The sequence below is a fragment of the Flavobacterium sp. 120 genome (genome assembly GCF_003633605.1).
GTDB classification, from domain to species: Bacteria; Bacteroidota; Bacteroidia; order Flavobacteriales; family Flavobacteriaceae; genus Flavobacterium; species Flavobacterium algoritolerans.
On record NZ_RBKZ01000001.1, the window covers coordinates 635,745 to 660,552 of the forward strand.

Consider the following 24,808-nt stretch of genomic DNA (forward strand, 5'->3'; position numbering starts at 1 on the left):
GATGCCAAAAGTGTCCATAATAATGGCGACTTATAACAGGTCGGAATATATATTAGAATCTATACAATCGATTTTGGCTCAAACCTATCAAGATTGGGAATGCATTATTATTGATGATGGAGGAACCGATAATACTCTGGAAATTTTATCACCTGTATTAAAGCATGATATTAGATTTCAATATTTAGTACGTACCCCAAATTATCAAAAAGGATTACCTGGAAGTAGGAATTACGGTTTAGACGTGGCAAAAGGTGATTATATTATATTTTTTGATGATGATGATATTGCACATCCCCAAAACTTAGAATTATGCGTATTCGAATTATCCGATAAGCAGCTCTCTTTTTGTAGGTACATCAGGGATGTTTTCAGAGGAGATTTTGTTTATAATTTTGATTACTCAAAAGAGTATACCTCTTTTTATATTGACAGTAGCGATATCAACAAAGTATTGAGAAATGAATTGCAATTTAATTCTTGTGCAGTCATGTGGACAAAAGAATGTTATATAAATCATAGATACACAGAGCATTTAAAGTACGCAGAAGAATGGGAGGTCTATGCACGAATCATAACTTCAGTAAATAAAGGTATATCGATTAACAAAACCCTTTATTATGGCAGAAAACACAATGTGTCTATCACGGGGGACTTTGGTAATAGAAATTTAAATAGTTTGTCCTCTTACACAGACGCCATCCAGTTAGTAATTGCAAATTTAAAAAATAAAAAAATGTTGTCTAGTGAAATAATTCGTTATTTTATTCAAGTTTCTTTGCAATATAAAAAATTCAACTTGTTTGAAAGAATTATAAATACCTTAGATTTACCAAAAAGACAAGAACTAAAATGGAGATTGTTTTATGCTCATTTGCCATTACGGTTGTATTTTTATGTAATTTGGAAGAAGATTAAAAAATAAGTAATATCAATTAAATGAAATTTTTGGTAATCGCACAAAATTTAAAAGTCTCAGGGGCAAGTGAAGGGATTGTTTCCCGTTCTTTTCTGGCTAAGTTGCGAATGGCTTATCCGGAGTCTATTATTGATGTGTTGTATTTGAAAAATCATTATAGCGAAGATCAATTGCATTTATTGCCGGTTGATTCCATTCAATCCCATGTTATTAATTTAAAACCTCCCTTTGTCATCAAATGGTTGAATCGGATTTCTTGGCGTCTTTTTCATATTTCTTTGTACGATCGGTTTGTGCATAAATCGTATGGTTCTTATATTTCAAAAATAGACCACGAGCAGTACAATCATATTTTTATCAGGAGTTCAGGCTTGAATCACGAAACGCTATTGGGCGGCAGAGATTTACCTATTCTTAAAAAAGCAATTATTAATTTTCATGATCCCTATCCTTTTTTTTGGTACCAAGGCTCTCATCATGAGCTGTCTGGTGTAGAATTATTTCGACTCAAAACGATGTATAAAGTAATTCAGCAGGCTAAAGGTTGCATCAGTACTGCACAATTAATGTCTAATGATTTAGAATTTTTATATGGTTCCCGTAAAAAATTCTACACTATACCACATCAGTTTTCACCGTCTGTTTTTGATTTGTCAGATATTCAACAGGTCCAGCTTAAGCAAAAAAAGCTTACGATTGCGTATCATGGCTCTATACAGTTTGGGCGAAAAATTAATACCCTATTGGATGCCTATGCAGCATTAGTAAATGAGAATGCAACAATCAAAGAAGAAACGGAATTTGTATTGCGTTTAGGAGGAGGAGATGTAAATGCTTTGCAGGATAACTATAAGGAATGTAGCAATATTGTAATATTACCCACTTTAAATTTTTCTAATTCGGCTTATGAGCAAGCTTATATTGCTGATATTAATGTTATATTAGAGAATGGACCATTGTACTGTAATATTTTAGTTGGGAAAGCGCCTTTTTTAGCTTCAATACATAAACCTGTATTTTGTATCTCACCAGAGCGGAGTGAATTAAGACAAATTATCAAAGACTCCCAATTGATTGCAAATGGAGGTGATATTGGAGATGTTAAAGTAAAATTAGAAGTGCTTATTGAGAAAAGATTGGTTTCTAATGAACCCGTCTATTGTTTTGGGGATTACTTTAGTGATGAACATTTTAAAAAGAAATTAAATGAAGTTTTATTTCAAAAGAGTTTTTAAATTATTTATTTTAATTACAAAATTTTAAAAAATAATAATGAGAGAAACATTAATAAAGCAATTGCTTTTTATTTATAAATATTTTATTAAAAGTAATTTTATAAGGAATCGCATCAAATATTTATTAGGAGTTAGGAAAGTAGTAATCCTTTATAATAAATTTAAAATTAATGTTGGTGTAAAATCGGCAATTGAATCTAATGTATTTTTTGATACTTACAATGAAGCTGAAGTTTTAAAACTTATAGAAAAATATTCCTCTATGAATTATACTTTTTTTGATGTTGGCGCAAATATTGGTATTCATTCTTTAACAGCAGCAGCGACTAATTCGAAAATTGCTGTATATTCTTTTGAGCCAGAAGTTAATAATTACAATTCTTTTTTAAAAAATATTATTTTAAATGAATTTGATAATATAATGCCTTTTAGAATGGGGGTTGGGAGTACAGTAAATAATGTTCTTTTAAATATAAATGAAGGGTGGAATAAAGGAAAGCATTCAATGAAAATAAATTTTTCGGGTAGTAATAAAAAGGTTTCTATTCCGATAATACAACTAGATTCTTTCAGGAATTATGTTGATTCACAATATTTACTTCTGAAAATTGATGTTGAAGGGTTTGAGAAAGAAGTTTTAGATGGTGCTAAATTGCTTTTAAATCAAGTTGAAAATATTGTTATTATTATTGAACTAGTGACAGAAATTAATTCAACACAAACTTGCAATAAAATATTTAGTTTTTTAAAACACTTTAATTTTGATAAAGTCTTTAAAATTGAAAACAACAAAAAATTAATTGAAGTATTTAATTTTGATAGTAGTGGCGATTATATATTTTTAAAAGGTAATCATGCTATAAATTCATTTATTTAAAAATAAATAATATTCGTGCGAATAGGTAATAACCCACATAAAGATAAAGCCATACTTCAATCAGACTACCTTCATCAGGTAGTTATTCCTGTATATATTCCTCATCAAGAAGGATACTTTAAAGACAGTCTAAGGATTTTTCAATTATGTATGCAATCGCTCTTGAAAACGGTTCATAGTAAAACCTGTATTACTGTTGTTAATAATGGAAGTTGTGAAATGGTAATCGAATATTTAGATCAGATCTATCATGAGGGTCATATACAAGAACTCATTCATACGGAGAATATAGGAAAATTGAATGCAGTGCTAAAAGGTCTTGCCGGGAATAATATAGAGTTAGTTACCATAACTGATGCCGATGTATTATTTTTAGAGAATTGGCAAGAAGCCTCAACAAAAGTATTTAGAACATTTCCAAAAGCAGGTGTAGTGGGTGTTGTACCTCAATTTTGCATGTATAAAAATAAGTGTGGAAATATTCTTTTTGACACTCTTTTTAGTAAAAAATTAAAATTTATTCCAATACAATCCTCAGAAGGATTTATTCGTTTTTATGACAGTATCGGTTGGGATAGAAGTTATAATAAAGATTATCTAAAATACGGTTTAGGCTTAGAACATGATGGTGTTAAGGTATTTGTAGGTTCAGGACATTTTGTAGCGACCTATAAAAAACAAATGTTCCAAGAAATGAAATCGTATTTCAATTATAAATTAGGAGGAGATTCAGAAAATTACTTAGACACTTTACCTTTGAAATATGATTATTGGAGAGTAACCACTTATGATAATTACGCCTATCATATGGGAAATGTTTTCGAAGATTGGATGTCTGAAATCGAACATAATAAAAACAACAGTACTGAAATCGATTCGGGGTTTAAACTACATAAACGTGCTAAGGATTCTATAGTTGGATTAAAAAGTAAAATATTTTCTAAGGTTTTAGGTAGTGAGTTTGTTTCTAGGTTTTTTTACCGATGGAAAAAATTACCTAAAACAATGATTAAAAATTATTCTACAATTGCGCCAATCGTAAAATAAGGGTCCATTTCGATATGTTAAGTTTTTAAAAATTAATATATGTGGTTGGTGACTTATGGTTTTCTTTGAGATGTATGAGGTATGATTTTGTATGTCAAGGGGTAGTTGATGAACGATTATGCTTTCCTCTATTCAAGTTTAATAAAAAATCTAACCGATAGAGGTGATTTATGAAGAATTATATTTTTGGATTGAATGGTCTTAGAGCTATTGCAGTTTTTTTAGTTATACTGTCTCATCGATTGCCAGTGAACCATTTCCTTAAAAAATTTTCAATTGGGGATTACGGTGTCACCTTGTTTTTTGTTTTGAGTGGTTTTTTAATTTCAAGATTACTATTTTTTCAAATTCAAAATCAAGTGATTTCAAAGACTTCGGATTTTGTTATTCTAAAAAAATTTATTTTGAGAAGAAGTTTACGTATTTTCCCTATTTACTATTTGTTGCTTTTTTTTATGTATTTTACTGATGGGATTATAGGGAATCGTTTCCGAGAAAATTTTTCATGGTATTTTTTTTATGGAGCCAATTATCTAAATTATACAACGAATAAATGGTATGGTAGTTTGGCTCATTTTTGGTCGCTTTCAGTAGAGGAACAGTTTTATCTTTTTTGGCCATTATGCTTACTTTTTATTTTTAAAAGAAGTCTTTTTAGCTTTATTTGTTTTGTTATTTTGTTGGGTACTTTGTATCCGTTCTTTTTTGAAGGTAAGGTTGAAATACTAACATTAAGTTCTGTGAATGCTTTTGGAATTGGAGCCTTATTAGCTTATTTTGAAATTATGAAACCCAATCGGATTTTATTTTTTAATTTGAGTTTGAAATGGCTTTTTGTTCCTATATTAGTTTTAGTATTTACGAATAACTTAATGTTTGAAATTCCTTTTTTTTCTGAAAGATTAGCTGTTTCAATACTATCAGTAACTTTGATCTCGTTTTGTCGATTTAATGGTAATCATTTCATGGTCCAAAAAATTCTCGAAAATAGAATTATAGAATTTGTTGGTTTAATTAGTTATGGGATTTATCTCTATCACAACATTCTTCCTAAATATTGGTCTTGGGGGCTTCAAAAGATTAATGTAGTAACCCCGAGCTCTTTGGGTCAATTTTCGTATATTGAATTTGTTTTACAAACTTTATTTCTAATTTTTTTAAGTTACTTATCCTGGATTATCATAGAAAAACCAATTTTGAAATTAAAAAAATATATAACGTATTAATTTTTCATCAAATAAATTAGACTTTTATACTTTTTGTAATCGGCATTTAATAGACTAGTTTAGTATTTTTATAATTTAAAATATAGTTTTATTATAGTTATGGTGACACAAAGTATGATTGAGAATTGAAGAGAAATTTATTTTTAGCCCCATATAAATTACTAATTTGATTTTCTTGATTTCACCGCATTTTTATAAATCGTTTAGTAACTATCTTTACAAAATATTTTTTTGCTTCGATCTAAGCGTTAAATTATAATAAAAACAATAAATTTTTTTTAAAAAATATTTGAAGTTGAAAAATGAGGAAAAAATATTTTCGATTCTCATAAGTACCAAGAACAGATGTAATGATTTGATTCTTACATTAAGAAAATTAGAGTATTTGTTAATTCGGAACGATGTTGAATGTATTATCTATGATGATGGTTCGAATGATGGAACGTTTAATTATATTCAGAATAATTATCCTACTATCTTACTCAAAAGAAATGAAGTGTCAAAAGGATATTTATATTGTAGAAACAAAATGCTTAGCCAAACAAAAGCAATGTATGCTATTTCTCTTGATGATGACGCTCATTTTTTAACAAATAATCCTTTGGAACCAATCCAAAATTATTTTGAATCCAATCCGCATTGTGGTTTGATTGCCTTTCGAATATTTTGGGGGCGTACCGAACCACTAAATACAGTTTCATTTGAATTTCCTCAACGTGTACAAAGTTTTGTGGGCTGTGCTCATGTTTGGAGAATGAAAGCTTGGCACAATATACCCAATTACCCGGAATGGTTTGTTTTTTATGGAGAGGAGGATTTTGGAGCATTTCAGTTGTTTAAGCAGAATTTGGGAGTACACTATTTTCCTGAAATATTAGTCAATCATAGAGTAGATTTGAAATCACGAAAGAACAATTCCGATTACTATATTCGTTTACGAAGTTCTTTACGTTCTGGATGGTTTTTGTGTTTTTTGTTTTATCCCAAACGTATTATTCCGCGAAAAATGGTATATTCGATTTGGAAGCAATTGCAATTAAAAGTGTTTAAAGGAGATGTAAAAGTCTTACAGGTACTCTGTTTGGCGCTATTTGATTTATTTTTTGCAATACCCAAAATAATACAAAATAGTAATCGATTGACTGAAAACGAATTTAATAGTTATGAAAAGCTTCCTGCTGCCAGGATATATTGGCAGCCTAAAGATAACGTTATTAGTTCAGATTTTTTTAAATGAAAAATATAGCAATAATTCCAGCGCGTGGAGGCTCTAAACGGCTGCCTGATAAAAATAGTCTTTTGTTTGGAGGTATTCCACTTATTGCTCACAGTATTTTGTTTGCTCAGCAACATAAGGATATTGTAGACGAAATTTACGTATCGACAGATGATGAGGTAATAAAAAAAATAGCACTAGATTATGGAGCTCAGGTGATTGACCGTCCAGCATATTTGTCAGGAGATTTAGAACCTACAATAACAGCTGTTCAACACGCTTTAGATGTTATTCCGTACGCTGTTGACACAGTGGTTTTATTGCAAGCAACTAATCCATTGCGACCTGAAAATTTATTACGTGAAGCTTTTGAATATTATAGTATCAGCGATTCTGACAGCTTATTCACTGTTACCAGAAACCATCAAAAATTAGGTAAAATTTCAAACCATTGCTTTGAACCTTATAATTATACCATAGGCCAACGCAGTCAAGATTTAGAACCGCTTTATTTTGAAAATGGACTGTTGTATATAAGTAAAGCAAAATTGATAAAAGAAGGCAAAATATTTTCTCAAAATAGCATACCTTATGAAGTAAATCATATTTTTGCCAGTATTGATATCGATACTCAAGATGATTTTGATTATGCGGAGTATTTGTATCAAAAAATCATAATTCATAATTCATAACATATTTTATGAACCCATACATAGAAATAGCAGGAAGAAAAATAGGACCCGATTATCTACCATTAGTAATCGCAGAAATAGGGATTAATCATGAAGGCTCTTTACAAATAGCAAAAGAAATGGTTGATGCTGCGGGTAGGGCTGGTGTTGAGGTAGTCAAACATCAAACACATATAGTTGCTGACGAAATGAGTGGTGCGGCTAAGAAAGTAATTCCTGGTAATGCTGATGTTTCTATTTATGAGATCATGGAGCGGTGTTCTTTGAACGAAGCCGATGAGTTGGAGTTGAAAAATTATGTTGAAAGCAAAGGGATGATCTTTATTTCTACCCCTTTTTCTCGTGCCGCTGCAGATCGTTTGGAAAAATTTGATGTACCAGCTTATAAAATCGGTTCCGGGGAATGTAATAATTATCCATTATTAGAACACATAGCTTCTTTTGGAAAGCCCGTCATTTTAAGTACCGGAATGAATACCATTGACAGTATCACCAAAGCTGTAGCAATATTCGATAAACATAAAGTTCCAGTAGCCTTATTGCATACTACGAATTTGTATCCAACACCCATTCATTTAGTGCGTTTTGGAGCTATGATGGAAATGCATAACGCTTTTCGTGATAATGTTTTTGGATTGTCAGACCATACTTTAAATAATAATGCCTGTCTTGGTGCTGTTGCTTTGGGTGCCAGTATTTTGGAACGCCATTTTACGGATCATATGTATCGCACGGGCCCAGATATTGTGTGTAGTATGGACGAACAAGCTTGTACAGAACTTATTGTTTCTTCCGATGAAATGTGGCAAATGCGAGGTGGAACAAAAAAACCTGCTTTAGAGGAACAAGTTACCATCGATTTCGCTTTTGCAACTGTTTGTTCTATTCAATCCATACAAAAAGGGGAACTATTTACTAAAGAGAATATTTGGGTGAAACGACCTGGGACAGGAGCTCTATTAGCTGATAAATATGACTCTATCATTGGTAAGATTGCAACAAGAGATATTTGTGACGATGAACAATTAAAGTATAATGACTATGAATGAAAAAATATCGGTAGTCATCCGGAATAAAAATCAAGCTGAGTCTTTAGATTTCTTACTTAATAATCTGAAAAAAAGATATTTTGAAGATATTGATGAAATTATAGTGTTGGATAATTTATCTACCGACAATAGTTCATCTGTAATACAAAAACACGCTGTAAAAAAAGTCTCTATTGATAAATTTTCTTATGGTGGGAGTGCAAATTTAGCAGCAGAAAGTGCCTCCAATGATATTGTGGTTATTTTTAGTGCGCATGCATATCCTGTAAGCCACGATTTCTTTAAGTTGATACAATTAAGTTTTCAAAATAACAGTAAATTGGCCGGCCTAAGATGTCTGCATAACAAGAATGATTATGCGCTCTATATAAATGGCGTAACGGCTAATGAAAATCCAAATGGGGCAGGTGTGATTTTTTGTGGATCAGCTTTTAATAAAAATGTGTGGAGAGAGTTGAAGTTTAAAGAAGACATTCAAACCATGGAAGATAAGGAATGGACTAAAAGAGTTTTGGATAAAGGATACGCTATTGAATTTACTCCATCTATTTTTTGCTACGACATAAAGCGAAGTAATAAAGAACTTTTTTTTAGATATAAAAATGAAGTTATTGGAGGATATCAATTATGGCATACGGAACATAATTTTATTACCGCTTTAAAAATGTTGGTAGGCTCCAAAATAAGTGCTTTTAGAGTTTTTATCAGCAGTATTTATTATTCTTTTAAAAGATTCTTTTTTCTTTTAAAATTTATAAATAATAAGCCTGAAAAATTTTAAAGGCTAGCTCATGTTCTACAGAGTAAATTTAATACAACATCATTTTTAATGAAAAAAATCCTTTTTCTTACCGGAACGCGAGCAGATTTTGGTAAAATAAAATCACTAATTTCTGTTCTTGATGATCATCAAGATTTTGAAGTTTTTGTTTTTGTAACAGGAATGCATTTGCAAGAAGAATATGGATACACGCTTTTAGAAATTGAACGTTGTAATTTTAAAAATGTACATACGTTTGAAAATCATACGCATGAAACTACAATGGACTTAACATTAGCCAAAACGATAGAAGGCTTGTCAAGTTACTGCAAAAAAGTGAATCCGGATTTGATTGTCGTTCATGGGGATCGAGTTGAAACTTTGGCTGGAGCTATTGTAGGTTCTTTGAATAATATTCTAGTAGCACACATTGAAGGAGGCGAGCTTTCAGGTACTGTTGACGAATTAATTCGGCATAGTGTCAGTAAGTTAAGTCATATTCATTTTGTTTCTAATGATGATGCAGCAAAACGCTTGCTTCAAATGGGAGAAATTGCGACTTCTATTTTTACTATAGGTTCGCCAGATATTGATATTATGTTTTCGGATTCGCTCCCTAGTTTAGCAATTGTAAAACACTATTATGAAATCAATTTTGATGAATTTGCCATTGTAATGTTTCACCCTGTGACAACAGAAGTTGTAGAAATGCAAAAATATGCAACGGATTTTATCAACAGTTTATTAAAAGATTCCCATAATTATATAGTAATTTATCCTAATAATGATTTAGGGAGTCAATGTATAATAAAAGAATACGAAAGGGTAAGAGATAATAATCGTTTCAGAGTTTTTCCTTCCCTGCGTTTTGAATATTTTTTAACTTTTTTAAAGAATTCCCAATTCATCATTGGTAATAGTAGCGCCGGAATCAGGGAAGCTCCCTATTATGGAATTCCTATCATTAATATTGGGTCTAGACAGCAAAATAGAGTTGTGCATGCTGATATAATAAATATTGATTATACTGTTGAAAGTATCGATAAAGCTTTACAGTCTATAGATTCCCACAAAGTACAAATTACAACAACAGATTTTGGACAAGGAAATAGTACTGCTTTATTTTTGAACTCCATTCAAAATGGCGATATTTGGAAAATAAATCATCAAAAACAGTTTAGAGATAATTCTTAAAAATAAATAATTTGTGCTAACCGTTAGTAATTATCATTACATAAGAGAAAATTATAAAACTAATTATCCAAGTGTTTTTGGGGTAACACCATGTCAATTTAAAGAACAACTTTTACTTTTAAAAAATCAAGGGGATTTTATTTCTGCGAATGATTTGACTAATAATGCAGATATAATCATCAATTCTAAAGAGAATTTTATTTTAATAACCTTTGATGATGGATTAAAAGAACAGTATGATTTTGGTTTATCAATATTGAATTCTTTGAATATACCCGCGTTATTTTTTGCTAATTCGATTAATTATGATCAAAAAAAAGTCAGTACAGTTCATAAAATTCATTTATTACGCTCTATTATTTCTTCAGATGATTTTTTAAAAAGTATTTCAAAAATTGACACAACAAAAATCAATAATATAAATACTTTTAAAGCTAAAGAGATTTATATTTACGATGATGAAAAAAGTGCTGTTTTAAAGTATATTTTAAATTTTAGATTAACATTTTCAGAACAAGAAAAAATAATAGATAGCTTATTTTTAGCTTATTATGATGAATCAGCAGTTTTGAATAGTTTGTATTTCAATGAATTGAATATAAGAGAATTAGCTTCAATTGGTTTTTTAGGAAGCCATACTCATAGCCATTACCCGTTAGGGTTATTAGAAAGTAAAGACATTATTTTAGAATTACAAAATTCTAAAATATATTTTGAAAAACTAACTAATACAACTATAAATACCGTTGCATATCCTTATGGAAATAAGGAATCTTGTACTAATGAAGTTGCTGAAATTGCAAAAAAAGTAGGCTACAAGATAGGATTTACTACTGATAGAGGTGTGAATAAAGGAAACGAAAATAAATTATTATTAAATCGTTACGATTGTAATGATTTAGTTGGCGGGAAAAATTATAGAATATGATTACGAGAGAAGCAACAGTAAAGGATTGGGGAAAATTATTACAATTTTTTAAAATAATTTATAGAGAAAATCACCCATTACACAATCAAGAATTTTGGCAATGGCAATATGGCGATTCACAATATGGTCGTTCCTTTATTTGTTTAAATGTAAAAGGAGAAATTGTAGGACATGTTGGAGCTAATTTTCAAGATGGGGTAGCTTGGATTATTAATGTATATTTAAATGACGAGTGCAGGGGTAAAGGTATTTTAAGTAAATTATATAGTTTAGCCAGAGATTATTATCCATTGGCTGCCACTGCTGCAAATGAAGCTGGCTTGGGGTTGTATAAAAATATGCGTTGGATTCGTTATTATGATTTAGTAAGATATGTAAAAATAAATCCTTCGATTTCAGATAAATCGTTTGTTTCAGTATGTAAAAATGTTTCAGTTAATATTGAGAGTTTTATAAAAAAGGACACTCATTATTTTCAACAACCAAATATTAAAGGTATTCAACTTAATGATGGATCAAGAGCTGTAAGTCAAGAGAATGTTGGAGGTTTACGAGTTTTAGAAATTGAAAATTTGCTAGAATTAGAAAATCAAGCTTGGGAATTAGGTTATAATTGGGTGGATTATATTACCTCTTGGAACGATTTAAAGACAAAAGATTTGGATAAAAATAATTGGACCTTAGATTATAAGAACGTAGTTCCTTGGAGATTGAATCCAGTTGAAGAAAACTATTTTTGTGACATTACATTTTTATCTGAAAAGCCTTTAGATAATGAATTTGTAGTTAAAAGAAATTTTTCTGATCATGGAAGAATAGGAAGTTTGTAACAATATAAAATGAATAAAAGAAAAATTTTAGTTTTATTACCCGACGGAATTGGATTGCGAAATTTTGCCTATTCCAAATTTTATGATATCGGAAAAAAAGAAGGATTTGATATTCTTTATTGGAATAACACACTATTCCCTTTGAGTAATTTAGGATTTGAGGAAATTACAATAACCAATGCGAAAATTCATCCATTTACGGATATTTTAAAAAATGCGAGAAAGCAAATTGAGTTAAATTTAAATATAAAAAAAACAAAAGATTCTGTTTACGATTCATATCGATTTCCAAATTCTTATAAAACTTTCAAGTCAACTTTAAAAAATCTAGCTATTCATACGATAACTATTTTTTTTTCATCAAAAAAGGGTTTAAGAAAAGTTAGACAGTTAATTTTAACAAATGAACGTAAAACCGATTATTATCAAAATTGTTTAACCACATTACTACAAGAGAAACCAACAATGGTTTTTTGTACCAATCAAAGAATTAGTTTTGCAATATCGCCTTTATTGGCAGCTCATGATTTAAAAATTCCTACAGCAACGTTTATTTTCTCATGGGATAACCTGCCAAAAGGGACAATGGTCGTAGAAACTGACTATTATTTTGTATGGAGTAAACTCATGAAAGAAGAGCTTCTTTATTATTATCCTTACATAAATGATAATCAAATTGTTATTGCAGGAACACCTCAGTTTGAAAATCATTATGATAAGAACTCTATAGAAGCTAAGGCGAGTTTTTTTAAACAGAATAATTTAGATTTGGACAAAAAATATCTTTGTTTTTCTGGCGATGATATTACTACTTCTCCAGATGATCCATCATATTTAGAAGATTTTGTAAAAGCAATAATCCTGTTAAATAAGAAAGGCAATAATCTTGGAATTATTTTTAGAAGATGTCCTGTTGATATTTCGAGTAGATATGATGTAATAATTTCGAATTACAAAGATTTAATTGTAGAAATTGCTCCAAAATGGGAAAATATCAATAATTCATGGAATACAATTTTGCCAACTAAAGAGGATGTGATTCTATTATCAAATACTATTACATATTCTGAATTGGTAGTTAATTTGGGTTCCTCTATGGTTTTTGATTATGCTAGCCATAGTAAACCATGCGCTTATTTTAATTATAATCAAAAAGATCGATCCAATAAGAATTGGGATTTACATCAATGTTATAAGTATGTTCATTTTCGTTCTATGCCTACAGATGCAGTAGTTTGGTTGAATTCACCGGATGAAATTGCCTCTAAAATAGAAATGATGTTGAGTGATGAAGCTCAAAAAGTGGTTGCTAATGCTCAAGAATGGTTTGAAAAAATTAACCAGCATCCAGCAGAAGATGCTTCTCAACGTATTTGGGAAAGCATTTCCAAAATTTGTAAAAAGGAAACATGTTAAAACAAACTATTTTATCGGATTATAAACGATATGGTATTACTAAAATTAGCTTTTGGGTACTCGTCAAGACTTTTATAATTATGCCTGTCCCTGGGTTGAAATTCATGACTATTTTTCGCTTAACTCAATTTTTTAGAAGCAGGAACAGGCCTTTGTTTTATTTTTTCTTTCTGTGGTTGCGGAACTTAAAAGTTAAGTACGGATTTGATATCTCCTACAGAACTCAAATTGGGAAAGGTTTTTATATTGGACATTTTGGAAATGTGGTTATTCATGGGGATACCGTAATAGGAGATAATTGTAATATTTCTCAAGGAATAACTTTTGGAGTTAGCAATTCAGGAGCTCATATTGGAGTCCCAAAAATTGGAAATAGTGTATTTATTGGACCAGGTGCCTGTGTTTTCGGTGCAATAACAATTGGGAATCATGTTACCATAGCTGCAAATGCAGTTGTAACGGAAGATGTACCGGATTATCATACAGTAGTGAGTTCTAAAACCACAATAATCAATAAGGATTTATCCTCTTTCTACATTCATAATAGCTGAAAATAGTATGTTTTTTAATTCTTTATCCTTTGCCGTTTTCCTGCCTATTGTGTTTGTGTTGTATTGGTTTGTTTTTAACAAAACTAAAAGCACTCAAAATGCAGTATTGATAGTAGCGAGTTATTATTTTTATTCCTGTTGGGATTGGCGTTTTTTATTTCTGTTGGTTTTTTCTACGTTTTTGGATTATTACACCGGTATTCGAATTGAAAAAGCGAAAACTGAGGCTGGCCGTAAATTTTGGTTTTGGTTGAGTATAAGCATCAATCTTGGTTTTCTGGGTGTTTTTAAATACTATAATTTTTTTGCTGATTCTTTTTCTGAGTTATTGAATGGATTTGGATTGCAAACGAGTCCTTTATTGCTGAATGTAGTTTTACCTGTGGGTATTTCGTTTTATACCTTTCACGGATTATCATACGTTATTGATATCTATTTAAAAAGAATCAAAGCCGAATATAATTTCGTGGATTATTCCTTGTTTGTCAGTTATTTTCCATTGCTGGTTGCCGGCCCCATAGAGAGAGCCACACATTTATTACCACAAGTAAAAATAAAACGTAACTTTAACTATCAAAAAGCCAAAGAAGGAGCAAATCAATTCGTTTGGGGATTGGTCAAAAAAGTTGTCATTGCGGATACCTGTGCTACGTATGCTAATGCTATTTTTGATAATTACGAATCCATGAATTCTCTGTCATTGTTATTGGGAACCGTTTATTTTGCGTTTCAGATATATGGTGATTTTTCGGGTTATTCGGATATGGCTTTGGGAATGTCAAAATTATTTGGAATCGATTTGTTGCGTAATTTTAATTACCCCTATTTTTCTCGTGATATTGCTGAGTTTTGGCGTCGATGGCACATTTCTTTATCGTCTTGGTTTCGGGATTATTTATATATTCCTTTGGGAGGCAGCAGTGGTGGTATGGCGATGAAAATTCGAAATACCTTTGTGATTTTTTTGGTTAGTGGGTTTTGGCATGGTGCGAATTGGACTTTTATTGCCTGGGGATTTATTAATGCGCTGTATTTTTTACCGTTGTTACTTTTAAAAAAGAACCGGTCTAATATGGAACCGGTTTCATTGCATTGGAATTGGAACTCTTTTAAAGTAGTTTTAAGTATCATTAGTACCTTTTCATTAACCTGTTTGGCCTGGGTTTTTTTTAGGGCAAAATCGATAGGTGATGCTTTTGACTATATTGGTCGTATTTTTACTGATCAGCGTTTTTTACCGCAGTATTTAGAAAATGAGCGCTATAATTATGAAATTGCATTGTTGACTGGCATTTTTGTAGTAGTTGAGTGGAACAGCCGAATGCAGGTGGAACCCATTTCTGGAAGATACAGTAGTCTTAAATTAGCATTATGTATTGCAGCTATCGTTGCTTTAGGAACGTATTCGGATTATAAAGAATTTATTTATTTTCAATTTTAATTAGGAGTTTGGTATAAGTTTTAATTTTCCTCGGCTATAAAAAGCTTACAATTTAAAATATTATGAAATGCGATAGTGGTGTATTTCTTTTTTTTCTTTAGGATTGTAGAAGCAAAAAGAAATCTTGAGTATAAATAATAATTAGAATGAATTTATAAATATAAAAGTGGGTAAACCTACCATGAAGCAGTTTTTACTTTTGACTTTCAAAATACTATTCCTTACGGCATTGATTGCTGTAGTTTTAGACTTTCTTTATACGGCTACCTACTTACAGTCCTCCAATAGGGGGAAAATTGAGTATGTTTACAATTCAAAGGCCAGGAATTACGACGTTGTGATTTTGGGCTCTTCCAGAGCCAACAATCATTTCGTAGCTCCGATGTTTGAAGATAAAGGATTGAAGACTTTTAATTTTGGGATGAGTGGTTCGCATTTATTTGAATCTTCATTGCTGTTAAAATTGATGGTTGAACGCAAGTATAGTATAAAAAATCTAATTTTAGAGACGGATTTGAATTTGTCTAATGAGAAGCGAGACAATGGAGTTTCGTCGCATTTTCTTCCATTTCTTCATGATTCTAAAATAATAAAAAATCATTTTTCCGGTGAAGAAGATTTTAAATCATTGTATTATGTACCTTTTTACAGGTATGTTGCCTTTGACTCCAAGATAGGATTTAGGGAATTGTATAAAACAATAACAAAAGAACCTACTGCTTATTTAGCACATTTAGGATATTATCCTTTAGGGAAGAAAAAGGGAAATATGAAAAATGACATACGTGGTTTGAAGCCGCTTAAAAACAAGTATTATGAAGAAATTAAGCAAATTTGTGCCGCTAATAAAATCAATTTAATAGCAGTGATGACCCCCATGTGCACCAATACAAAAGGATTGGATTATTTTGAAAAAGTGCATCAAATTTATCCCGAAATTCATAATTATGAAAGTGCGGTAGAAGGAGATCAGTATTTTTCCTCTTGTGGACATATGAATGATACTGGAGCAAGGAAGTTTACCTCAATACTTATCAGCCACTTTTTTAATTAATAAAATATGAAAATAGCTTTTTTGACTCCTGAATATCCACACCTCAATACGGGTAGTTCCGGTGGTATTGGCACCAGTATAAAAAATTTGGCAATAGGTTTATTGGCAGAAGGGTGCTCCGTTCGGGTTTTGGTATATGGTCAAAAAGAAGAGGCTGTTTTTGACGATAATGGGATTGTAGTTCAGCAAATACGAAATGTGAAGTTGAAAGGATTGTCATGGTATCTCACCCGAAAAAAACTTCAAAAAATAATTAATGGTTTGTATGATTGCAAAGAAATTGATGTGGTAGAAGCACCGGATTGGACCGGAATTACGTCTTTTATAAATCCTGAAAAATGCCCAATAGTGATTCGATTGAACGGTTCTGATACTTATTTTTGTCATTTAGATAGACGTCCTGTAAAATGGAAGAATAAATTTCATGAAAAAAGAGCTTTAAAAAATGCTGATGCATTACTTTCAGTAAGCCAATTTACAGCTGATAAAACGAATCAGGTATTTAGTTTAGATAAGGAATTTACCATTATTCCTAACTCAATTGATCTTGATGCGTTTAGCCCGAATGATGAAAGCAATGAAAATAACAATACTATTCTATATTTTGGTAGCTTAATACGTAAAAAAGGTTTGTTGGAATTGCCTCTTATTTTTAATGAAGTTGTAACAAAAAATCCTAAAGCAAGATTGATTTTAGTTGGAAAAGATGTTCCTGATATTACCTCAGGAAATGGTTCAACTTGGCAGATGATGCAGAAACTGTTTACGGAACAAGCATTGATTAATGTAGATTATTTAGGTGTAGTCCCTTATCAGGATATAAAAAAGTATATCAATGACGCAACTGTTTGTGTATTTCCCACATTTGCAGAAGCTTTGCCTGTTTCATGGATAGAAGCTATGGCCATGCAAAAAGCAATTGTCGCTTCTAATATTGGTTGGGCAACGGAAGTTATGGATGACGGAATAAATGGTTTTTTAGTGCATCCAACTCATCACTTGCTGTATGCAAATAAAATTATACAGCTACTGGAAAATGACAAGTTGCAAAAAGAGTTTGGCACTGAAGCGAGAAAACAGGTAACAGAGAAATTTAGTATAACAATTGTTGCACAAAAAAGTTTGTCATTTTATAAATCTTTAATAGTATAAGTTTTGATTATTGTTTGCCACATAAATACTAAAATTACAGCGGTGACGACTTTAGATAATCAAAAAATTGAATTTGATTATAAAGGAACTATTGCAAGTAGTTTACAGGAGATCGCCAAACAATTTCCAGAAGAAAAAATACTTTGGTGTCATTCAGCTATTAAAGAACACTTGGATTTAGAAGCAATAAAAACGCTGTTTCACCATGATAAAATGATGTTGTCTTTTTCCTCACAGCAAGATACTTTTTTTGATAGTAAAATAGGTTATGTTGAGGAATCTTTATTTATTAATGTTAATAAAAAGGTATCCTATCCAACTTGGCAAATGAGTAGTGAAGTAGGTGTTATTCATGCTTCTGTTTTAAATCTACTAAAGAATAGAATAGCTTGTGATGCTGATTTTGATTATTATTTGAGTTCGATAGCAAAAATAGGAATGCCTTTAGGTTTACTTTGTTATTCTGAACCGAAACTTTTAAAGTCAGAACTATTAAAAAACATACCCCAATCGAAAGCGAGTATTTATACTCTTTTCAGATTTGTTAAACAGCATTATAAGATACAATGGGTGTTTCTTTTGTTGTTGAATTTAGTTTTATATGAAAGGAAATTTCCTATATTTCCTTTATTTTCATCACTTTTTTTTAAGGGTAGAAAAAATAGTACCATAAACTTAGATAGCATAATCGTTCAGTCGTCAAGAAAAGTAATTGATACAATTACTGTCGATGTAATTATTCCAACTATTGGAAGAAGCGATTATTTGTATGATGTATTAAAAGATTTTTCAGAACAAACACTTCTGCCAAACAAGATTATTATTGTAGAGCAAAATCCAGAAGAGGATAGCCAAAGTGAATTGGATTATATTGAAATTGAAAAATGGCCTTTTAAAATAGAACATTTTTTTATACACCAAGCAGGTGCCTGTAACGCCCGAAATCTTGCTTTAGATCAAGTGGAAAGTGAGTGGGTATTTTTGGCTGATGATGATAATCGTTTTGGACCTAATTTAATTCAAGAAATTTTTCAGAATATTAAAAAATATGGAACTGAAGTAGTAACTACCTCCTATCCTCAAAAAAACGAATCTAAGTTGCATAAAAAAATAATACAATGGCAAACGTTCGGAGCTGGAAATAGTTTAGCGAGCAGAGATGTTTTAAATAAAATTAGATTTAATATTGCGCTGGAGTTTGGTTATGGAGAAGATGCTGATTTTGGAATGCAATTGCGAAATCAAGGTCATGATGTGCTGTATTTCCCTGAGCCTGAAATACTGCATTTAAAATCACCTATAGGGGGATTCAGAACAAAACCAGAATTGATTTGGCACAAAGACTGTATTCAACCTAAGCCATCACCAACAGTTTTGTTGTATATTATTTTACATAATTCCAAAGAGCAGCTCAAGGGGTATAAAACAATATTATTTATGAAATATTATAAATATCAGAATATTAAAAATCCATACCGTTATTTTAAAATGTTTCAAAAACAATGGAATCGAAGTGTATTTTGGGCTAATCAATTAAAAGAGGTATCATGAAGTTTTCCCTAATTATATGCACCTACAAGCGCCCAAGACCTTTAATTAAATTGTTGCAATCGGTTAAGGAACAAACTCTATACCCGAATGAAATTTTAGTCATAGATGGGTCAATAAATAAAGAAACAGAAATTGTTTTAAATGAAAATCGATTTGAATCTTTAAAGTATTTTTCAGTACCGCCTGAGCATCGTGGACTGACTAAACAACGGAATTATGGGATAGAGCGTGTAGAGGACGAGATGGAAATAGTTTGTTTTCTAGATGATGATACCGTTTTAGACAATGATTATTTTGAGCAAATAGTAAAAACCTACCAAATTTATCCAGAAGCTTTAGGCGTTGGAGGTTATATCATCAATGAATCTGAATGTGAATTTGTGGGTTATAATTATGTACCTAAAATTGAGGAGTATTTTTTTGATGGCTGGAAACGAATGGACGGGAGCCGATTTGTTTTGAGAAAAAGATTAGGATTGGATAGTGATTGTCCACCTGGTTTTTCATCCTTATTTTCGCATGGTCGAAGCGTTGGTTTTTTGCCTCCCAACGGCAAAATCTATGAAGTCGAAATGCTTATGGGGGGTGTTTCTTCTTTTAGAAAAAAAGTATTCGAAACGTTGCAGTTCTCTACTTATTTTGAGGGATATGGCTTGTATGAAGATGCTGATTTTACGTTGCGAGTAGCCAAAATGGGAAAGTTGTATTTGAATACTTCAGCGAAATTAAATCATTATCATGATGTCTCAGGAAGACCCAATCAATATCAATATGGTAAAATGGTAGTCAGAAATGGCTGGTATGTGTGGCGAACAAAAAATCCAAAACCACTTCTTGACGCAAAATGGAGGTGGCATTCCATTACGATACTTTTGACCATTATAAGATACAGTAATGCTTTAACCAGTACCAAAAAAAGGGAAGCCTTTACTGAAGCATTAGGTAGGACTGTAGGATGGTGGAGTTTATGGTTGAGTAAGCCAAAAGAGAAAAGCGATAGCTATTAATACGCTTTGAAATTTAAACTAATTTCAAAGCGTATTTTTTAAACCGTTATGACAAAAATCAATTATATGAATCCCTATTTTTATATTTTCGGAACCTTATTATTTACTGTTTATGGACAAATTGTCTTAAAATGGCGATTGAATCAGTTGGGGAGTTTGCCTGAAGGAGTGAAGGATAAATTACTGTTTCTGATAAAGGCACTTTTGGATCCTTTTATTTTCTCTGGATTTGTTGCTGCTTTTGCTGCGTCTCTTTGCTGGATGGCAACCATGACCCATTTTGAAATTACAAAAGCTTATCCCTTTATGAGTTTGTCTCCAGCTTTAGTGTTTATTATTGGAGTCCTTTTTTTAGGAGAAACTTTTACAATGGGCAAAGTAATTGGATTATTATTGATACTTTTAGGAATTATTGTGACTGTTAAATATTAAAAATAATGCAAGATTTAAATCCTATTATTTCATTTGTTAGCCCAGTTTATAAAGCGGAAAAAATACTTGATAAATTGGTTGATGAAATTCAAAAGACCATGTTGGTTCTCGATATGCCATATGAAATTATTCTGATTGATGACAGAAGCCCGGATAAAAGCTGGGATGTAATGAAAATAATATCCCATAGATTTCTGGAAGTGAAGAGTGTTCGATTGAGTCGGAATTTCGGGCAACATCCTGCAATTATGGCTGGTTTAACATTAGCAAAAGGAGAGTGGATTGTGGTCTTAGATTGCGATTTACAGGATCAACCAAAAGAGGTGTTAAATTTATATAATAAGGCTAAAGAGGGATTTGATGTTGTTTTGGCAAAAAGAAGAAATAGACAGGATAGTTTTTTCAAAAAAATGACCTCTTTAATCTTTTCAAAAATTTATAGTTTTTTTACAGATACAAAATATGATAATGAAGTAGCTAATTTTGGAATTTATCATTCTAAAGTAATTGCTTCTATTTTAGAAATTTCGGATGCTATTAAATTTTTTCCATTATTTGTTAAGTTTGTAGGTTATAACTCTACTTCAATTATTGTTGAACATGGACTAAGAGAAGAAGGAAATTCGAGTTATAGTTTTTCAAAATTAATAAGCTTGGCTTTTAATTCAATTATCTCGTTTTCTAATAAACCTTTGAAACTGTTTGTTAAGTTTGGATTAATTATTTCTTTGATTTCATTTCTATTTGGGCTTTACAATATTTATTTAACGGTAACAAATCAAATAGAAGTTTTGGGGTATAGCTCAATTATTGTTTCCATTTGGTTTTTATCAGGAGCCATAATTACTACTATTGGTGTAACTGGGATTTATGTTGGTAAAATTTTTGATCAAACTAAAGGTAGACCAACATTTATTATTGATGAAGCTCTTAATTCTTAAATTAGTAAGTAATGAAAATATCATTGTTTTTAATGACTAATAAAGGTTGTGAAGTGTTAAATGCTTTAATTAAAAATAACCTTGTTGATTTTGTCGATAAAATTATAGTTGGTATTGATAATGATGTGATTAATGATTACAGCAATGAAATAATTGAAATATGTAAGTTGAATCAAATTCCTTTTTTTCTTTCGAATCAAATTTTTCAAATTAACTCATCCTATGCTTTAGCTATTTCATGGAGATGGATTATTAATATTGAAAATTTAAAATTAATTATTCTTCATGATTCGTTATTACCTAAATATAGAGGGTTTGCCCCATTAGTAAATTCTTTAATCAATAAAGAACAAACTATTGGTGTAACAGCTTTGTTTGCATCAGATGAGTATGATAAAGGGGCAGTAATTCTTCAAAGGCAGAGCTCAATTATTTATCCTATTAAGATTGATGAAGCAATAGCTAAAGTGAGTATTTTATATTCAGAGATTGTTGTTGATATTTTCAAAAAATTAAGTTTAAATATTCAGATAGAATCGTTTTATCAAAATGAAGTTGATGCAACTTATAGTCTTTGGCGAGATTCAGAAGATTATTTTATAAATTGGAATAATTCTTCTTCTAAAATAAAAAGATTTATTGATGCTGTAGGCTTTCCATACCAAGGGGCTAAATGTTTTATTAATGATGAGATAGTTTTAATTCAAAGTGCATCAGTTATTGATGATTTAATAATCGAAAATAGAGATGTAGGTAAAGTTATTTTTATTCAACAAAATAAGCCTGTTATTGTTTGTGGAAAAGGTTTGTTAAAAATTGAAGAAGCTATTTTTAAAAATTCAAAAAATAGTATTTTACCTTTAAAAAATTTTAGAACTAGATTTAAATAAATGATTCCATTCAATAAGCCTTATCTCACAGGTAGAGAGTTACTTTATATTGAAGATGCTGTCAAAAAAGGCAAGATTTCCGGCAATGGCTATTATACTCAATTGTGTCATGATTTTTTTGAACGTAACTATGGGTTTCACAAATGTTTGTTGACCACTTCCTGTACCGATGCACTAGAGATGGCAGCACTATTAATTGATATAAAAGAGGGAGACGAGGTCATAATGCCTTCTTATACTTTCGTCTCTACTGCCAATGCTTTTGTACTTCGTGGTGCTACCATAATTTTTACAGATAGTAGAACCGATCATCCGGGGATAGATGAAGACCTTATTGAAGCATTGATCACTAAAAGAACTAAAGCCATTGTTCCGGTACATTATGCCGGTGTTGCCTGTGATATGGATAAGATTATGGCTTTGGCCGATAAATACAATCTTTATGTCATAGAAGATGCTGCCCAAGCCATTGACAGTTTTTATACTGGTAAAGATGGCGTTAAAAGAGCCTTAGGTTCTATTGGCCATTTGGCAGCTTTTTCATTTCATGAGACTAAAAATATTATATCTGGCGAAGGGGGAATGCTTGCCATTAATGATTCGCAATTTTCAGAAAGAGCTGAAATTCTTTGGGAAAAAGGAACGAACCGCTCTGCTTTTTTTAGAGGAGAAGTAGATAAATACGGATGGGTAGATGTCGGTTCCAGTTTTTTGCCTTCCGAGATTATTGCCGCTTTTTTATGGGCTCAACTAGAAAACATTGCTGATATTCAACAGGTTCGTAAGTCACATTGGGGAAATTACAATAGTAAATTGCAAAATTGGGCACAGGAAAATAAAATCCAATTACCAATACTACCATCATTTGCCACTAATAACGGGCATATGTTTTATATTGTATGTAAGTCGATGGAACAGCGGCAAACCATTATTGAAAAATTAAAAAGAGAGAATATACTTTCGGTCTTTCATTATATTAGCCTTCATGGGAGCCCTTTCTATAAAAGCAGTTACAATGGTCTAGATTTATCAGAATCTAATCGATATTCGGATTGTTTGCTTCGATTACCTATGTTTTATGAATTAGATGTTCAAGAAGTAATAAAAGTATTATGAAAGACTTATATTCCAAATATAATTTAAAAATAGAAGTGACTTTTAAGGTGTTGGTCTCGGCTTATTTCCTGTTGTCATTTTATTATTTTTTTATTATTGCTGAGATTAGTGGAGATGAGACTTTATTTTTGAATGACTTAGTTTTTATTAAAACAAATGGTTGGATTGCAGCAATTGAAAAAAGTATTTCAATACCTTATATGATGTTGGTCTATCCATTTTCATTTTTTTTGAAAGAATACCTGGCTTTAAAAACAGCTAATATTTTTTTGCTACTCTTATTACTGCTGTATTTTTTTAAAATTGCAAAAATAAAAGCATCTCCATTTTATTTTTATTTATTTTTTTTCCTAGCCACATCCAAATATTTTTTTGCAGGGACTAATGACGCTCTTTTCTTTACGGGACTAGTTATATTTATGACAGAGGTGTTTTATTTCATTGCAAACAAGAAAATTAATAATCAAGGGCTTGCTTTTTCAGGATTGATTATCTCATTTTTTACCAGAGAAATGTTCTTGGTTTACTTGCCAGTTGTGCTGTTAGGACTTTATTTTCTTTATAAAAATGGTTTTTCTTTTTTTAATAAAAAAAGGATATTTTCGATTTTGATATTCTTCTTTTTTATGGGACTAAATGCTCCCAGTCTGAAGTTGAATCATAAGTTGTCCTATGATGATAAAACGCCATCCAGCGAGATTAAAGTAAGTTGGTCACAGCGTCAATATTTAGCACAATTACTTGTGAATAAAGGAGAGCTTCAGAATTTTAGTCATCCAAGTTGGGAACAAACACAAGAGTATTTAAAAAAGAATGGACTAAACTCTTTGCCTAACGGAATAGTAGAGGGTTTGACTTTTGATTACTCCTTAACTGTAAAAGAATTTTTTAAAGATTTCTATTATTCCATGTTTTTTGGATTAAGACAATTAGGATTTATACTGCTATTTCCTTTTTATTTTATATTAACAAATTTAAAAAAGAAGAATATTTTAAATCCAGAAATGTTTATCCCATATTCATTGATAGTAACACTTTGTGTTTTTTCACTTATTATAATTTCTTATATTGAACCCAGATGGTATATTGCCGTTTTTATAAGTGCGATTGTATTTTATAATCAATATCAAGTCGATAAAAGGATTAATCCTAATTTTATTATTGCTAATTATTTAGTCTTTATTTGTTTTTCTTTTTTAGGGATTTATAGTATTCTTCATAAGTTTATGAGAATTATTTGATAGGGACAAATAAAATATTAGATATATTAAACTTTATACATAA

General features: G+C 30.8%; 24 protein-coding genes. All 24 read left to right on the forward strand.

Annotation, left to right across the window (positions count from 1 at the left end):
- Position 1 precedes the first annotated feature (1 nt).
- Complete coding sequence (locus tag C8C87_RS02705; protein ID WP_121341024.1) at positions 2-925, forward strand: glycosyltransferase family 2 protein; 924 nt, start codon at positions 2-4, stop codon at positions 923-925.
- A 14-nt stretch (positions 926-939) separates the two neighbouring features.
- Positions 940-2,154, forward strand: a complete 1,215-nt coding sequence (locus tag C8C87_RS02710; protein WP_121341025.1) for a glycosyltransferase family 1 protein — start codon at positions 940-942, stop codon at positions 2,152-2,154.
- A 37-nt stretch (positions 2,155-2,191) separates the two neighbouring features.
- The gene (locus tag C8C87_RS02715) at positions 2,192-3,031 is read left to right on the forward strand and encodes an FkbM family methyltransferase (protein ID WP_121341026.1); all 840 of its coding nucleotides are present in this window, start codon (positions 2,192-2,194) and stop codon (positions 3,029-3,031) included.
- 15 nt (positions 3,032-3,046) lie between these two features.
- Positions 3,047-4,078 carry a glycosyltransferase family A protein gene (locus C8C87_RS02720; protein WP_121341027.1) on the forward strand — a complete coding sequence of 344 codons (1,032 nt, stop codon included), beginning with the start codon at positions 3,047-3,049 and terminating at the stop codon, positions 4,076-4,078.
- Positions 4,079-4,248: 170 nt separating this feature from the next.
- On the forward strand, positions 4,249-5,304 hold the full coding sequence (locus C8C87_RS02725; RefSeq protein ID WP_121341028.1) for an acyltransferase: 1,056 nt from the start codon (positions 4,249-4,251) through the stop codon (positions 5,302-5,304).
- Between the two features lie 295 nt (positions 5,305-5,599).
- Positions 5,600-6,541: a glycosyltransferase family 2 protein gene (locus tag C8C87_RS02730; protein ID WP_121341029.1), complete on the forward strand. Its 942-nt coding sequence runs from the start codon at positions 5,600-5,602 to the stop codon at positions 6,539-6,541.
- Positions 6,538-7,212: a cytidylyltransferase domain-containing protein gene (locus tag C8C87_RS02735; RefSeq protein ID WP_121341030.1), complete on the forward strand. Its 675-nt coding sequence runs from the start codon at positions 6,538-6,540 to the stop codon at positions 7,210-7,212. The genes C8C87_RS02730 and C8C87_RS02735 overlap by 4 nt, the downstream gene beginning before the upstream one ends.
- Positions 7,213-7,220: 8 nt before the next feature.
- Complete coding sequence (locus C8C87_RS02740) at positions 7,221-8,261, forward strand: N-acetylneuraminate synthase family protein (protein WP_121341031.1); 1,041 nt, start codon at positions 7,221-7,223, stop codon at positions 8,259-8,261.
- Positions 8,254-9,042, forward strand: coding sequence for a glycosyltransferase family 2 protein (locus C8C87_RS02745; protein ID WP_121343270.1), 789 nt, complete (start codon positions 8,254-8,256; stop codon positions 9,040-9,042). The genes C8C87_RS02740 and C8C87_RS02745 overlap by 8 nt, the downstream gene beginning before the upstream one ends.
- 48 nt (positions 9,043-9,090) lie before the next feature.
- Positions 9,091-10,215, forward strand: a complete 1,125-nt coding sequence (neuC, locus tag C8C87_RS02750) for a UDP-N-acetylglucosamine 2-epimerase (RefSeq protein WP_121341032.1) — start codon at positions 9,091-9,093, stop codon at positions 10,213-10,215.
- 13 nt (positions 10,216-10,228) lie between these two features.
- A complete protein-coding gene (locus tag C8C87_RS02755; protein WP_121341033.1) occupies positions 10,229-11,143 on the forward strand; it encodes a polysaccharide deacetylase family protein in 915 nt (304 codons plus the stop codon).
- Complete coding sequence (locus C8C87_RS02760) at positions 11,140-11,973, forward strand: GNAT family N-acetyltransferase (protein ID WP_121341034.1); 834 nt, start codon at positions 11,140-11,142, stop codon at positions 11,971-11,973. The genes C8C87_RS02755 and C8C87_RS02760 overlap by 4 nt, the downstream gene beginning before the upstream one ends.
- 141 nt (positions 11,974-12,114) lie before the next feature.
- Positions 12,115-13,389: a UDP-glycosyltransferase gene (locus C8C87_RS02765; protein WP_233549998.1), complete on the forward strand. Its 1,275-nt coding sequence runs from the start codon at positions 12,115-12,117 to the stop codon at positions 13,387-13,389.
- 176 nt (positions 13,390-13,565) lie between these two features.
- Positions 13,566-13,940, forward strand: coding sequence for a serine O-acetyltransferase (locus tag C8C87_RS02770; protein ID WP_199716366.1), 375 nt, complete (start codon positions 13,566-13,568; stop codon positions 13,938-13,940).
- A 7-nt stretch (positions 13,941-13,947) separates the two neighbouring features.
- Positions 13,948-15,381 (forward strand): MBOAT family protein, encoded by a 1,434-nt coding sequence (locus C8C87_RS02775; protein WP_121341037.1) that lies wholly within the window; start codon positions 13,948-13,950, stop codon positions 15,379-15,381.
- A gap of 181 nt (positions 15,382-15,562) precedes the next feature.
- On the forward strand, positions 15,563-16,435 hold the full coding sequence (locus C8C87_RS02780; protein ID WP_121341038.1) for a hypothetical protein: 873 nt from the start codon (positions 15,563-15,565) through the stop codon (positions 16,433-16,435).
- A gap of 6 nt (positions 16,436-16,441) precedes the next feature.
- Positions 16,442-17,587 (forward strand): glycosyltransferase family 4 protein, encoded by a 1,146-nt coding sequence (locus tag C8C87_RS02785; RefSeq protein ID WP_121341039.1) that lies wholly within the window; start codon positions 16,442-16,444, stop codon positions 17,585-17,587.
- A gap of 171 nt (positions 17,588-17,758) precedes the next feature.
- Positions 17,759-19,138, forward strand: coding sequence for a glycosyltransferase family 2 protein (locus tag C8C87_RS02790; protein WP_233549999.1), 1,380 nt, complete (start codon positions 17,759-17,761; stop codon positions 19,136-19,138).
- Positions 19,135-20,145, forward strand: a complete 1,011-nt coding sequence (locus tag C8C87_RS02795) for a glycosyltransferase family 2 protein (protein WP_121341041.1) — start codon at positions 19,135-19,137, stop codon at positions 20,143-20,145. Before C8C87_RS02790 ends, C8C87_RS02795 begins: the two co-directional genes overlap by 4 nt.
- 66 nt (positions 20,146-20,211) lie before the next feature.
- Complete coding sequence (locus C8C87_RS02800; RefSeq protein WP_121343271.1) at positions 20,212-20,577, forward strand: EamA family transporter; 366 nt, start codon at positions 20,212-20,214, stop codon at positions 20,575-20,577.
- A gap of 5 nt (positions 20,578-20,582) precedes the next feature.
- Positions 20,583-21,518: a glycosyltransferase family 2 protein gene (locus C8C87_RS02805; protein WP_233550000.1), complete on the forward strand. Its 936-nt coding sequence runs from the start codon at positions 20,583-20,585 to the stop codon at positions 21,516-21,518.
- 11 nt (positions 21,519-21,529) lie between these two features.
- Positions 21,530-22,408: a formyltransferase family protein gene (locus C8C87_RS02810; RefSeq protein ID WP_121341043.1), complete on the forward strand. Its 879-nt coding sequence runs from the start codon at positions 21,530-21,532 to the stop codon at positions 22,406-22,408.
- Positions 22,409-23,524: a dTDP-4-amino-4,6-dideoxygalactose transaminase gene (gene rffA / locus C8C87_RS02815; RefSeq protein ID WP_121341044.1), complete on the forward strand. Its 1,116-nt coding sequence runs from the start codon at positions 22,409-22,411 to the stop codon at positions 23,522-23,524.
- The gene (locus C8C87_RS02820) at positions 23,521-24,765 is read left to right on the forward strand and encodes a hypothetical protein (RefSeq protein WP_121341045.1); all 1,245 of its coding nucleotides are present in this window, start codon (positions 23,521-23,523) and stop codon (positions 24,763-24,765) included. Before rffA ends, C8C87_RS02820 begins: the two co-directional genes overlap by 4 nt.
- Positions 24,766-24,808: the final 43 nt, after the last annotated feature.